We start from the raw sequence: 13,502 nt of genomic DNA on the forward strand, positions 1-13,502 counted from the left end.
CCGCCGGAAACAGGCGGCGGAGCTTGCAATCCGAAATTGGTCAGCGGTTCGATTGGAAGCGCCGCCATGCGGCTGGCGTTTCTCCCACCACCTGACGGAAAGCCTTGGTCAGATGAGCCTGATCGGTGAACCCAAGCTGTGCTGCGATGCCAGCGACGGTCAGGTTGCTATCTGCCAGCAATTGTTGCGCCAGATCGATGCGCTTCGCCATTTGCCATTGCAGCGGAGTTTTCCCGGTTGTCTGCTTGAAGACATTGGCGAACCAGCTTTCCGACAGACCCACCGCTGCCGCCATTTCGGCGACGCTTAACCGGCGGTCACCGCAACTGTCGAACCGTGCGTTCAGCTTGTTCATCTGCGCCATGGTGAGGCGGCCGTAGCCCTGCTTGTTATCCTCGTTCGGTATATCGAGAAGCCCGGTCAGAATGCTGCCGATGAGGTTTTCCGCAAAAAGCCCGTGTTTTATCGGATTGGCTGTTTCATCGACGAGCAGGCGGGCAAGCATTTCTATGGCGCCAAGGTCCTGAATTTCCACCGGACTGCGCATGGCGGCCATGGCCATAGAGGTGCCGAGTGTCGGAGTTAGATATTTGAGCAGCCGATCCTTGTGAAAATGCAGGTTCAGGTGCGAAAACCGGTGAAGCGAAACCGTATTCGTCCACATCGGTACGCCAGCGGGTATGTAGATCGCACGCGTCATCGGGCGGTGATGCTGGGTAAGGACGCTGCTGTCGTTCGATATGCGAATGTTTGACGAAACATCCTGAAAAAAGATCATGATGCGGGGATCGTGCGACAGGAAATAGCCATTGGCCCCCGTCTGGCTTTCAGCCTCCCAATAGACGCTGACCAGCCCGTCCAGCACGCGCCATTGAACCGGTGCAACCACCCGGATGCCTTCGGCTTGCCAGATCATCGAATGCCAGAAGCCCAAAACGTTCCGATCCGTATGCGACAGCGTTTCATTGGAATTCCGGCTTCATGGCCGGACATGTTTCGTGAGAAATGCGTCCGGATACCGTCGCATTAATATGACTAAAATTATCATCTTTGAAGGCGAAGACAAGATAATTCTACCAAAATGCGGGGGAACGTTGCCCCTATTTCACTCGAGGTCCTCCTGCTCGAAATGTTGGGTAACGTGAATATCGGTTGTTTCCAGACGCCCGGGCCCGAGATTGATGAACTTGTGCGGTATGTTTGCCGGACCGAAGACAACCTGTCCCTCCGTCACCTCGATCTGTTCATCGCCAACAATGAACAGGGCATTTCCCTGACGGACGATGAAAATCTCGTCATAGGGGTGCCGGTGCAGTTTGGGACCATGCCCTACAACATCGGTCGAGAAGAATATGATCGACGCATCAGTACCAAATCTCTTGCCTTCGACGCGCCCAGACCAGGCATCATCACGCCTCGCCCATTCTTCTCTTTTCAAGACAACGGCCTGTTTCGTCAAAACGGTTCTCCCGGCTTTTCAAGGCACTGGAATTTCGACCCTGCTGTTGGCATTTCCCGATTGGGAACGGAAGGTCAAATTCTAACGAGACCGGAGCGCTTCAACAACCCCATCAGAACCAAGGGCAAAAGCGTGGTGATGAGAATGGCGATGAATGCCATGGCCATGCCGAGGCCGACTGAGCCTTGCTCGAACTGACGCCAGATGAAGATCGAGATGGTCTGCATTCCAACTGGAGCCACCAGTATCGATGCGACGAGTTCCCGCGTGGCGACGGCAAAGACGAGCAACATCGCCGTTATCAGGCTGGGGGCGATCAGAGGCAGCATGATGCGCCGGAAAGCGGTGAAGCTGTTTGCGCCGCAAACACGTGCCGCAGCTTCCAGATTGTCGCCGATCTGGTGGAAGGCAGCCGATGCATAGCGGATCGGCTGCGGCAGAAGAATGCAACAATAGGCAAGCAGCAGGATCAGCGGCGTATTGTAGGGCGAGACAGGCAGCATGGGTTGGTTCCATGCAAGAATGAGACCGACTGCGACGACGACACCGGGCAAAGCATTTGGCAGGACGGTCAGTATATCGAGCCAGAAACGCCCGCGAAAGCGCATCTTCACGACGGCATAGGCGGCAACCGCGCCGAGCAGTCCTGTCAGCAGGGCACTCGCAACACCGAGTGACAGGCTGTTGACCAGTGCACGCATGCCACCTGCGCTGTCTTCGGCAATGGCTGCAAAATTGTCGAAGCCGAGGTTCGATGGGGTTAGCCCGCCAGATACGGTTTTGGAAAGAGCGGTCGCCAGAATGGCCAGCAGAGGAATGCCAGTCGCAGCAAAGGCGATGATGGCGAACAGAACCACCACGGGAATTGTGAGGGCTCCAAGCGGACGCTTGTCCTTTGCCTGCGGCTTGCCGCCGGTCGTCACATAGGAGCGGCGCGTCAGTATCCAGCGCTGGACCAGAAAGGCGGCCAGCGACAGGCAGACAAGCGCCAGCGAAAAGACGGCAGCTCCTGCAAGGTCGATGGGCCAGTCGGAAATGCGCAGATCAATTTCCGTCACCAGAACTTCAAAGCCGGAACGGCGTCCAAGGGCTGCGGGCGTACCGTATTCCTCGATAGCTGCCGCGAAAACCAGAAGAAGACTTGCCGCGAGGCCCGGCGTCGCCAGCGGCAGGCTAATGCGGAAGAAGGAACGCCAAGGCGGGGCCCCGAACACCCGTCCGACATCGGAATAGCGAGCGCCAACTGCTTCAATCGTGCGCGACACCGCAAAATAGACGAGCGGAAACGTGTTCAGCGCCATGACGAAACTCATGCCTGCGACAGAAAACAGGAATGGAGCCAGATTGAAACCTGTGAGCTGTTCAAGATAACCGCGCGGCTGCAGGGTCATTATCCAGCCAAGCGTGGCGATATAGGGTGGGATCATGAAGGGCACGAGCATCAGCACGTCCCACAATATGGCGAACGGCACCTTGTAGAGTGCCCGGAAAACTGCAAGCGGTACGGCGATGAGGGCAGAAAGCACAACCACCGAAAGCCCGAGCAGAACGGTATTGCCGCTCATGCGCAAAAGCTTCGGGTCTTCAAACAGGGCCGAGAGATGCAGGAAAGGCTCGGCCAGCGAGCCTCTCCCCAGTTGCGGAAAGATTGCCTGAAGGACGATGAAGACAAATGGCACCGCGACGATGAATGCGAGCCCGGCGACCGCAACGAATCCGAGCGGATTGCCAGCCGCCGCACTGCCTGTCTTCATGTCTGCTGATCCTTCAAGAGTTAGTTGCTGCCGGCGAAAGCGGCACCGAATTCCTTCAGCGTATCGTTGCGCTTGCCATAGACTTCCTTGGCGTCGATCGGCAGGATTTTCAGGTCGCCGATCAGCGGGCGATTGGCCGGAATGTCGGTACGCGACGGCATCAGATAGGTGTCGGCAACCATTTTCTGGCCTTCGTCGGACAGCATATAATCGATGAACTGCTTGGCTTCGTCCTGGTTCTTCGACCATTTGAGGATCATGGCCGGTCGCGGTGCAATCACTGTGCCGGATGTCGGGAAAATGACGTCGATGGATTCACCCTTGGCCTTGCCCGCGAGCGAGATGTAGTCGACGGCACCGAACACGGCGGCCTTGGCGCCTTGAAGGACGGGGTTCAAAGCTTCTGCGTTGGCACCGGCGACAGTTGCGCCGTTCTCGTGCAGGTTCCGGAACAGGTCCCAACCCTGTTGCGCCTGAAGGGCGGCAACGAGCTCGAAGGTCGCTCCCGACTGTGCCGGGTCCGGCAGATTGACGAGATCCTTGTATTCAGGCTTGGCGAGATCCGCCCATTCGGCGGGCTTCGGCGTCTTGCTGGCAGGGTTCCACGCGATACCGAGGGCAGAGACGCCCTGCGCGACAGCCGTTTCATTCTTGAGGAAATCCGGCACTTTTTCGGCGTTCGGGCTGGTATAGGCGACCAACCAGTCACGCTTGGCGAAGTCGGTTGCCGTATCCCACGAGGCCGAGATCAGAACGTCGACAACCGGATTAGCGGCTTCCGCTTCGATGCGCGCCATGACCTTACCGGTCGTTGCCTGAAAAACATTGACCTTCGCACCGGTCTTGGCGGTGAAGCCTGCGGCAAGCTTTTCGATCAGGCTGCCCGGACCAGCAGAGTAAACCGTGATATCTGCATAGGCCGCAGTGCTGGCCAGCAAAGCGGTGACAAGCGCAAGCCCCGCGCCGAGAATGGATTTTTTCATGTTTGCCTCCTGAGATATTCCTGATGGAATGGTCTATTTTGAGAACCAACGCAGCTGGCTGGCATCGACGGAAATGCCGACCGGAACGCCGGGTGAAAGACGGATGCTGTCGAGATAGGTCAGTTCGTGACCGTCCTGCTGCGAGCCGATGCGCACTGTGGTCAGATGACCGTCGCCGCGAAACTGCGAGCGCAGGACCGTTGCCGGGATTGCAGCTTCATGGACGGGCACGCTGCGAACCGAGCGCGACGGCAACAAGACATGCGTTGCCTGTCCCGCATGAGAGCCACGGGCGATGTGGATACAGGTGCGCGCAATCCTGTAGGCGTTTTCACACCGCTCCACGGGGACGACACAGCCGAGCCGCAGAAAATCTGCGACTTCCGGTGTTGTCGGTTCTGCGACGAGTGCTTCCGGTGCAGCCAGCTGCTCAATCACGCCGGTGCGCATGACAGCCACCTGATCGGCAAGCGAGAAAGCTTCGCTCTGGTCGTGGGTGACATAGATCGCGGTCAGGCCGAGATTGGCGACAAGCTGTCCGATTTCGGTGACCATGTTTTCGCGCAGTTCGCGGTCGAGATTGGAAAGCGGCTCGTCGAACAATACCAGTCCCGGCTCGGCGACGATGGCGCGGGCAATGGCGACGCGTTGCTGCTGGCCGCCCGACATATCGCTGATGGCACGCTCGCCGAAGCCCGAAAGACCGACGCGGTCGAGTGCCGAGGCAACACGCTTTTCGCGCTCTGCACGGCCGAGGCCGCGCATTTCGAGCGGAAAGGACACATTGCCGAAAACAGTCATATGCGGCCAGAGCGCATAGTCCTGAAACACCATGCCGAGATGGCGCTTCTCAGGCGGAATGAACGATCCTGTCTTGGCATCGGCGACGGTGACGCCGTTGATTGTGATCGAGCCCTTGGTCGGGGCGAGAAGGCCAGCCACGAGACGGAGCAGCGTTGTCTTGCCGCAACCGGATGGCCCGAGCAAAGCGAGCGTCTGTCCCTTCGGCAGTGAAAGATCGATATTTTTCAAGATGGTGGCCGTGCCGTAGGCCAGATTCAGCCCTTCGGCCCGAACGGCGACATCCGCTTTAATATTCGAGGAATGCAACATTTTCCCACAATCCAAATAGATTGGGAGCTTCTATTCCGATTGCATGACAGTGGCATGACGCTGCGGAAGCGCATCTTGTTTACCGTTGGGAACCAATCGCCATCGCATCGGTTTGTCCCTTCATGCGACAAAGGAAGGGAAGACGATGAGATTTGGAAAACTTGCTCTTGGTCTGACAGGATTGGCGGTAGGATATGCGCTGACACGGGCAAGTTCGCCGCAAATCCCGCAGGGTATCGTGCCGGTAAAACCCTTCGATCTCACGCGCTATCTCGGCAAGTGGTACGAGATCGGGCGGCTTGAAAACCGCTTCGAGCGCGGTTTAACCCGGACAACGGCGGAATATTCATTGAATCCCGATCAAACCGTAAAAGTGGTCAATCGCGGCTTTGATCCGTGGAAAGCGCGTTGGACACAAGCCACAGGAATCGCTCGCTTTGTGCGATCTGCCGATGAAGGCGCATTGAAAGTTTCATTCTTCGGACCCTTCTACGGGGGCTATAATATCGTGGATATCGATGAAGACGATTACCAGTGGTCGATCATTGTCGGTTCGACGCGGAGCTATTTCTGGGTACTTTCGCGCGAGCCCGAGGCAAGCGGAGAACTGAAGGCGCGAGCGGTCGCACAGGCCCTCCTGTTGGGGATCAATCCAGACACTATTTTGTGGGTGCCGCAATAAGCGCGAAAACCCTGCATCAAAAGGCCCGCCGGAGCGGGCCTTTTGGTTCTGATCTATGCCCCGTATGGCACCCAGATATTTTTCACCTGAATGGCACGGCGCAGATAATCCCGGCCCTGTCCTTCGGTCTTGTTGAGCCAGTTCGGCAAGCGGCCATTGCTGACCCACGTTGCCTTGAGGTTGCCTGCTGACGCCTTTTCGGCCATTGCGCTGCCTTCGCGTGAACCAAAATACCAGAGCGCAGCAACGTCATCATGTTCGGCAAGCGTCTTCGTCAGAAGGTCACGCTCGCCGGTGACGATGTTGACCACGCCGCCGGGCACGTCGGATGTGTCGAGCACCTGATAGAAATCACCTGTGATCAGCGGATGACGGCTCGATGGTACAACGACCGTTCGGTTACCCATGGCGATTGCTGGCAAGACCAGAGAGACAAGCGAAAGAAGCGGCGCTTCATCAGGGCAGACGATGCCCATCACGCCCCAGGGTTCGTTCATCGCCAGTGTCACATGACGCGACTTGGTGGAATGAACTGCACCATCGAACTTGTCGGCCTGTGCGGCATAATAGAAAATCCGGCGTAGTGCGGTTTCAAATTCCTCTTCCGCTTTTTTCTCGCTGATGCCGGTGCTTTCGATCAGCCGTGCCACGAAATCCGTGCGGCGTGCATCGAGGTTTTCGCCAAGATAATAGAGCACCTGAGCCCGGTTATGCGCCGTGGCTGTGCCCCAGCTTCCAGCCTTGCTTGCAGCTTCCACCGCATTGCGGATGTCCTTGCGGTTGCCGATGCCAGCCTGCCCGATGACCGAGCCGCCCTTGCCCGTGACCGAATAGCTGTAGCCGCCATCCGGACGTGCCTGCTTGCCGCCAATATAGTTCTTCATCGTGCGGTCGATACCGACGATGGTGATCTTGTCGTTGCCGGAGGGTGAAGTTGATGGCACGAAGGCTTCCGCAATCTTGGTCGCGGACAGTGCCTTTTCCCAATCGGAGACGAGATATTCGTACATGCCTTCGCGTGCGCCTTCGCGACCGAACCCGCTTTCACGGTAGCCGCCGAAGCCTGCGCCCGCATCCAGCATGTTGGTGCAGTTAATCCAGACGACACCGGCCTTCACCCGCGCAGCAAGATCGAGCGCGACATTGATGTTTTCAGACCAGATCGACGCGGCAAGCCCGTAGCGTGTATTGTTGGCGAGCGAGACGGCTTCATCGGGAGTGCGGAAGGTTGTTGCTGCCGCAATCGGCCCAAAAATTTCCACCTGACAAACGGTTGATGCCTGATCCACATCGGTGAAGAAGCCGGGAGCGATATAATTGCCTTTGGCGGGAAGCGGGTTCGGCGTCTGCCAGAGCTCGCCGCCTTCGTCGATACCCTTTTGGATAAGATCGGAAATGCGCTTCACCTGACCGGGTGAAACGATGGCGCCGACATCGGTGGATTTGTCGAGCGGATCGCAGACGCGTAAGCTTTCGAGACGCTTTCTGAGTTTGGCATAGAAGCGCTCGGCAATGCCTTCCTGCACGAGCAGGCGCGAACCTGCGCAACAGACTTCGCCCTGATTGAACCAGATGGCATCGACCACGCCTTCAACTGCGGCATCAAGATCGGCATCTTCAAAGACGATGAAGGGCGACTTGCCGCCCAATTCCAGCGACAGCTTCTTGCCCGATCCGGCAATCTGCTCGCGAATGACACGGCCAACCTGTGTCGAGCCCGTAAAGGCCACCTTGTCCACGCCATCATGACCGCAGATTTCCGCGCCGGTGCTACCATCGCCCTGCACGATGTTGACGACCCCGGCGGGCAGGCCGACTTCATGGCAGATTTCCGCAAAGGCAATGGCCGAAAGCGGCGTCAGATCGGCGGGCTTCAGCACGACCGTGTTACCGGCGGCCAGAGCGGGTGCTATCTTCCAGGCAAGCATGAGAAGCGGGAAATTCCACGGAATGACCTGACCGCAGACGCCCACGGGCGAAAAGCCCTTGAACTCATCTTCCACCATCTCGGCCCAGCCTGCATGATGATAGAAGTGACGGGCGGCGAGCGGAATGTCGATGTCGCGGGTTTCGCGGATCGGCTTGCCGTTGTCCATGGTTTCCAGCACGGCCAGAAAACGCTCGCGCTTCTGAATATGGCGCGCGATGGCATAGAGATACTTGGCCCGTTCATAGCCCGAAAGTTTGGACCATTTGCCAAAAGCGGTGCGGGCGGCTTTCACCGCCTGATCGACATCTTCCGCGTTGCCGCAGGTGATTTCGGCGAGCTTGTCACCATTGGCCGGATTGGCAACCGCAATTGCCTTGCGGCCTTCCGGTTTGACAAAGGTCCCGTTGATATAGTGGCCGAAGGAACGCTCATGCTGTTCCAGCCACAGGTTCACATCGCCGTTTGCTTCGGGGGAAGGTCCATATTCCATGGTCTTCAGGATGTCCTTGATGGGTCGCATTTGAATCAATTCCTTACGCAGCAGCGTGACGGTTGGCGGCGGAGTAGCGCCCGGTCACGAAGTGCTCCAATTGTCGTTCGATATCGCCAAGCATCGACGATGCGCCGATGCGGAACAGGTCGGGCTCCAGCCAGCGATTGCCGAGTTCTTCCTTCATCAGTGTGAGCCAGGCGAGCGCGTCCTTTGCGGTCTTGAGGCCGCCCGCGGGTTTGAAACCGACGCTCTGACCGGAAAGCTCGCCATAATCGCGCAGCGCCCGCACCATGGTCAGGCTCACTGGCAAGGTGGCGTTGACGTCTTCCTTGCCCGTCGAGGTCTTGATGAAATCGGAGCCTGCCTGCATCGCCACCATCGAGGCGCGATAAACATTGGTCAGCGTATTGAGATCGCCAGTGGCAAGGATCGCCTTCATATGTGCATCCCCGCAGACTTCGCGCATGGCAGCAATCTCATCGTAGAGGGCCGACCAGTTCTGTGTCAGCACATGCTCGCGCGTAATCACGATGTCGATTTCATGCGCGCCCTGTTCGACGGCATAGGTGATTTCAGCAAGACGGAGCGGCAGCGGCGTCAGCCCGGCGGGAAAGCCCGTCGCCACCGAGGCAACCGGAATGCCGGAACCTTCGAGTGCCTTGACAGCATGGGGCACCATGGTGGGATAAACGCAGACCGCGCCAGTGGTGATGCCCGCATCTGCAAGGCCGAGTGCTTCCAGAATATCCTCGCGCACTGGACGGCGCGCCTTGGCACAGAGCCTGCGCACGCGGCCCGCCGTGTCGTCGCCTGCAAGCGTGGTGAGGTCTATGCACTGGATGGCGCGGATGAGCCACGCCGCCTGATATTCCTTTTTCACCGAACGGCGGGCGCTAATCGTAGCGGCACGGCGCTCGGAAGCGCTGCGATTGACGGATACATCCTCAAACCATTCCGGCTTGAGCGGTGTCCCATTATTGCGGGGGAGGGCTTCGGTCATTTCATTGTCCGTTCGTGGGTTCAATTACGTTCAAGTGCGATCAGGCACGTTCGGTTGAAGGGGCGTGATCGCGGCAGAACGTTTCGAATTCTTCCTGGCTGGCATAGGCTTTCTGCGTGCCCGGCCGGGTGATGGAATGGGCCGCATAAAGAGCGGCCTTGCGAAGCGAGGCTTCCACATTGCCGGTCCCGGCATAGAAGCGGGCAAAGGAGCCGATAAAGGCATCACCCGCGCCTGTCGTGTCTTTCGGTGTGACCTTGACTGGTGGAATATTGACGATTTCGCTTGCCGTAATCATGCGCGCACCGCGTCCGCCGAGCGTGACGATGACGGTGCGGATGCCGCGCGCGATGAGTGAACGCGCTGCGGTGACGATTTCATCGTCCGTGCCGGTCGGCAGGCCGGAGAGGATCGCAAGCTCGCTCTCGTTCGGCACGAGGAAAGTCACCTGCCGGATCAGTTCGGGGTCAAGATCGGCGGCAGCAGGCGCAGGATTCAAAATGGTTTCGATGCCGTTTTCAGCGGCGAAAGCGATGGTGTGGTAGACTGTCTCGACCGGAACTTCCATCTGCATCAGGATGAGGCCGCACACTTTCAGATCGTCTGCAGCCTTGTCGACTTCGGCGGGCAGAAGATCGGCATTGGCGCCCTTGACGATCAGGATCGAGTTTTCACCCGATGGCTCGACGAAGATGGGGGCTACGCCGCTCGACTTGCTGGAAACCTTGCGCACATGGCGCGTATCGACGCCGAACTCGTTCAGGTTGCGGATGGTGTTGTCCGCGAAAATATCGTCGCCCACCCGCGTCACCATCATCACATCTGCGCCAAGGCGTGCAGCAGCGACGGCCTGATTGGCGCCTTTGCCACCACAGCCGATTTCAAATGTCGGGGCTTCCAGCGTTTCACCTGGCCCCGGCATACGGTTCACATAGGTGATGAGATCCACCATGTTGGAGCCGACCACTCCGATCTTTCTGGTCATGAGACGTTCCTTTGAAATTTCAGAGTGCCTTGATCGTGGCTTCAAATTCTTCGGCGGCGGTTGTATCGAGATAACCGACACGCACTGGGAAAATGGCGCGCTCGCCCGATGCCAGCACCTGCACATTGTTCTTGGCCTTTTCCGCCAGATAGCCTTCCGGCTCGCAGGTCGAGGGCAGGGCAAAGGCTGCAACCTGGGCATCGCCGTTCACGAGAATCCAGCGCACGGTTTTTGGGAAGATTTCGGTCGGGTAGGAAATGCCAAATCCGTCGCCCTCGGGAAGCTGCATCATCAGATGGGTGTTGCCTTCGGCATCTTTCGGCAGTCCGCGAATATAGAAGACCTGCTCGGGATCGTAGCGCTCCGGTTCGTCCAGCACTTCCATCGCAGCTGGATCGGTGGCCAGTTCATCAATCAGCGACAGGTAATCATCATTGGGCGTAACGTGGCCGGGAACGGCGGTGCGCACCTGCACGTGATCCGGCGTATAAGGCACTGGCTGGACGATCCGCGCACCTTCTGCATAGGCAAAATTGACGTGGCACATATACATCAGCTCCATCGGAGCGGATGAAAGGTTCTCGACATCCATGGTGATGTCGAACAGTATTTCATCGGCATGAAGCCGCACGCTTGGCCGTGCCAGATAATGCGCACCGAAGCCCATCACATATTCATATTCGCCGGTGATTTCGACAAATGCCCCGCGCTCGTCATGGCCGAAGAGAAGACCGGCCTTGTCCATCTGTGCACAGGCCATTTCGCCATGCAGAAGATGATTGTCCTGAGGCGAAGGACAACCATTGCGTAGGATGCCGCTATGGAACGCAAAGCAGCCATAGGTCTCGACGATGGTGGTTGCCGGACGCGGCATGGAGAAGCTGTTGCCCATTGTCAGATCGACGCCGTCGAATTCCGCGCCCCAGATCATCTGCCCCATGAACGGGAGAACAATGATGTTGCCGCGTTCGTTCTCGACCAGCAGCGCCTCGATACCGCTTGGATAGCGAAAGGCAGTGACGCTGAGACCGTAAGTATTGGCGATGACATGCGGCTGTTGGACAAAATCCTGACGGCGAAGATGAAATTCGATGTCCTGCATAAGGGATCACCTGCCCTGATTGCGCGATGCGTTGATCGCGATGACGAGAATGAGGAAAGCGCCCCAGATAAAATCGATGAGGTGGTTGGAGAACCGCATCATCTGGAAGCCGGAGGAAAGCAGCATCAAAGCAATCAGCGCGATGGCGACGCCCAGAACACGTCCCTTTCCACCTGCCGGATTGGTACCGCCGAGAACGGCGATCAGCACGGCCTGCAGCAGATAGGATGCACCGTAGTCCGACTTGGCCGCATTGGTGCGACCCGAAAGAATGATTCCGGCTATGGAGGCAAGCACGCCGGTGAGCATATAGGAATAGAGGATCATGCGATCCTTGCGGATGCCGGCAAAGACCGCAGCACGCGGATTGGTGCCGATCAGCATGAGATTGATGCCGAGCGTCGTGCGTGTCAGGAGAATTGCCACGACGATGCACACGGCGATGAAGAGCAGGAATGGCGTGGCGATGCCGAACAGTTTGCCATTGCCGACCCAGTTCCACGCATCGGGAAAGCCGACAATTGCCGGGCCGCCTGTCAGAACCAGAGCCAGCCCCATCAAGACCTGCCCGGTGCCGAGTGTGGCAAGGATCGGTGTGATGCGGAGCTTGGCTATCAGCAGGCCGTTGACCAGTCCCGATACCAGCCCGATCAGCACGGCAAGCAATATGCCGATGATGGTGTAGAACAGCATGCCGGAACCGGACGTCTGCGCCGCCTGCACCATGGAGGAATGGAAATAAACTCCGGCCATGATACCTGCCAGATTGGCGATGCCCACCACCGAAAGGTCGATGCCGCCTGTCAGCATGGCAATCATCATGGCGACGGAGAGGATGCCCAGCTCCGGCATGATGTAGCTGATGGATTCGAAGTTGTAATAGCGCAGGAACTTGTCCGGGTTCATCCAGGTCATCAGCGCAAAGACCAGTACGGTGATGACGATGAGCTGGATGATGTTGTTGTCTCCGCCAAGGAGGCGGCGCATGTCGAAAGACTGTTTCATGTCGCGTTCTCCCCTCAGGCGATACTTTTGCGGTCACGCCATGCGGTGATGGCTGTGGCGACGATGATGATGAGGCCGACCACGACGCGCTGCCACGTGGTGTCTACCTTCATGATGATGAGCGAGTTCTTGACCATGACGAGCATGAAGACGCCCATAAGCGTACCGAGAACCGTGCCGCGTCCGCCGAAGATCGATGCGCCGCCCAGAACCACGGCTGCGATCACGTCCAGTTCAAGCCCGACGAAATCGCGCGGATTGGCAAGCCAGATCATCGAGGAATGCAGAAGGCCCGCGAAACCTGCGAGCGCTCCGGCCACGCAATAGACGAAGAAGATGGTGCGGCGCGTATTGAAGCCGACACGCTTTGCCGCTTCCGGCGAGCCGCCATAGGCATAAACGCTGCGCCCGATCATCGTATAATTGAGGATCAGGTGGATCAGCAGCGCCAGCGCCAGATAGACGAGGAACATTGCGGTCAGGCTAAAGGCTGTTCCTGCAGCATTTGTCAGCGAAACAACATCTGTCTTGCCAAATTCGATCAGTTCCTTCGGCATCTTGTTGATGTTGACGGTGCTTGTACCCACCAGACCAAGCACCAGTCCGCGCACGATGGAACCGGTACCGAGTGTCACGATCAGCGGGATCATCTTGAAACGATGGATGATGAAGCCGTTGAATGCGCCAAGCAGCAGGCCGATCAGCGTTGCTGCCACAAACGGAATGAGCACGCCGTCATAGCCGAGATAAACCATGGCGCGGACAGTCAGATACATGGCCGCGATGGCAAAGGCGGTGAAGGAGACGTCGATGCCGCCGGAAATCATCACAAGCAACACACCGAGCGCCATGATACCAATCACGACGTTGGAGCGCAGAAGGCCGAAGATATTGTCCAGCGACCAGAAAGCCGGATTGATGAGGCCGATAATAACCATCGCCGCGAACAACACGCAGGCAATGATGAATTCGGTACTGCGGAAGAATTTCATGTGC

Annotated in this window: 12 protein-coding genes; 1 reads left to right on the top strand and 11 read right to left on the bottom strand. The window is 57.9% G+C overall.

What is annotated here, in order from left to right:
* Positions 1-40: 40 nt before the first annotated feature.
* From FG152_RS10070 to FG152_RS10090, 5 genes are all read right to left on the bottom strand, one after another.
* The gene (locus tag FG152_RS10070; protein ID WP_029928254.1) at positions 41-934 is read right to left on the bottom strand and encodes a helix-turn-helix domain-containing protein; all 894 of its coding nucleotides are present in this window, start codon (positions 932-934) and stop codon (positions 41-43) included.
* A 171-nt stretch (positions 935-1,105) separates the two neighbouring features.
* Complete coding sequence (locus tag FG152_RS10075; RefSeq protein WP_151607098.1) at positions 1,106-1,459, bottom strand: cupin domain-containing protein; 354 nt, start codon at positions 1,457-1,459, stop codon at positions 1,106-1,108.
* A 74-nt stretch (positions 1,460-1,533) separates the two neighbouring features.
* Positions 1,534-3,213, bottom strand: coding sequence for an ABC transporter permease (locus tag FG152_RS10080; protein ID WP_498986349.1), 1,680 nt, complete (start codon positions 3,211-3,213; stop codon positions 1,534-1,536).
* Between the two features lie 20 nt (positions 3,214-3,233).
* A complete protein-coding gene (locus FG152_RS10085) occupies positions 3,234-4,196 on the bottom strand; it encodes an ABC transporter substrate-binding protein (RefSeq protein WP_151607095.1) in 963 nt (320 codons plus the stop codon).
* Between the two features lie 33 nt (positions 4,197-4,229).
* Positions 4,230-5,309: an ABC transporter ATP-binding protein gene (locus FG152_RS10090; protein ID WP_151607093.1), complete on the bottom strand. Its 1,080-nt coding sequence runs from the start codon at positions 5,307-5,309 to the stop codon at positions 4,230-4,232.
* 145 nt (positions 5,310-5,454) lie between these two features.
* Between FG152_RS10090 and FG152_RS10095 the strand changes: the two genes are divergently transcribed.
* The gene (locus tag FG152_RS10095; RefSeq protein ID WP_011982584.1) at positions 5,455-5,991 is read left to right on the top strand and encodes a lipocalin family protein; all 537 of its coding nucleotides are present in this window, start codon (positions 5,455-5,457) and stop codon (positions 5,989-5,991) included.
* Positions 5,992-6,044: 53 nt separating this feature from the next.
* Here the strand turns inward: FG152_RS10095 and FG152_RS10100 are convergent, their stop codons facing one another.
* Genes FG152_RS10100 through FG152_RS10125 form a run of 6 tightly spaced genes read right to left on the bottom strand, consistent with a single transcriptional unit; the run spans position 6,045 to position 13,498 of the window.
* Complete coding sequence (locus FG152_RS10100) at positions 6,045-8,441, bottom strand: aldehyde dehydrogenase family protein (protein WP_192798602.1); 2,397 nt, start codon at positions 8,439-8,441, stop codon at positions 6,045-6,047.
* Positions 8,442-8,454: 13 nt separating this feature from the next.
* Positions 8,455-9,414 (bottom strand): deoxyribose-phosphate aldolase, encoded by a 960-nt coding sequence (gene deoC, locus FG152_RS10105; protein WP_029928241.1) that lies wholly within the window; start codon positions 9,412-9,414, stop codon positions 8,455-8,457.
* 40 nt (positions 9,415-9,454) lie between these two features.
* Entirely contained in the window at positions 9,455-10,399 is a 945-nt protein-coding gene (gene rbsK / locus FG152_RS10110; protein ID WP_151607089.1) for a ribokinase, read from the bottom strand.
* Between the two features lie 19 nt (positions 10,400-10,418).
* Positions 10,419-11,501 (bottom strand): DUF4432 family protein, encoded by a 1,083-nt coding sequence (locus FG152_RS10115; RefSeq protein WP_331664878.1) that lies wholly within the window; start codon positions 11,499-11,501, stop codon positions 10,419-10,421.
* A 6-nt stretch (positions 11,502-11,507) separates the two neighbouring features.
* Positions 11,508-12,506, bottom strand: a complete 999-nt coding sequence (locus FG152_RS10120; RefSeq protein WP_151607085.1) for an ABC transporter permease — start codon at positions 12,504-12,506, stop codon at positions 11,508-11,510.
* 14 nt (positions 12,507-12,520) lie between these two features.
* Positions 12,521-13,498, bottom strand: coding sequence for an ABC transporter permease (locus FG152_RS10125; protein ID WP_011982590.1), 978 nt, complete (start codon positions 13,496-13,498; stop codon positions 12,521-12,523).
* Positions 13,499-13,502 lie beyond the last annotated feature (4 nt).

The sequence above is a fragment of the Ochrobactrum sp. XJ1 genome, from assembly GCF_024701725.1.
GTDB classification, from domain to species: domain Bacteria; phylum Pseudomonadota; class Alphaproteobacteria; order Rhizobiales; family Rhizobiaceae; genus Brucella; species Brucella anthropi.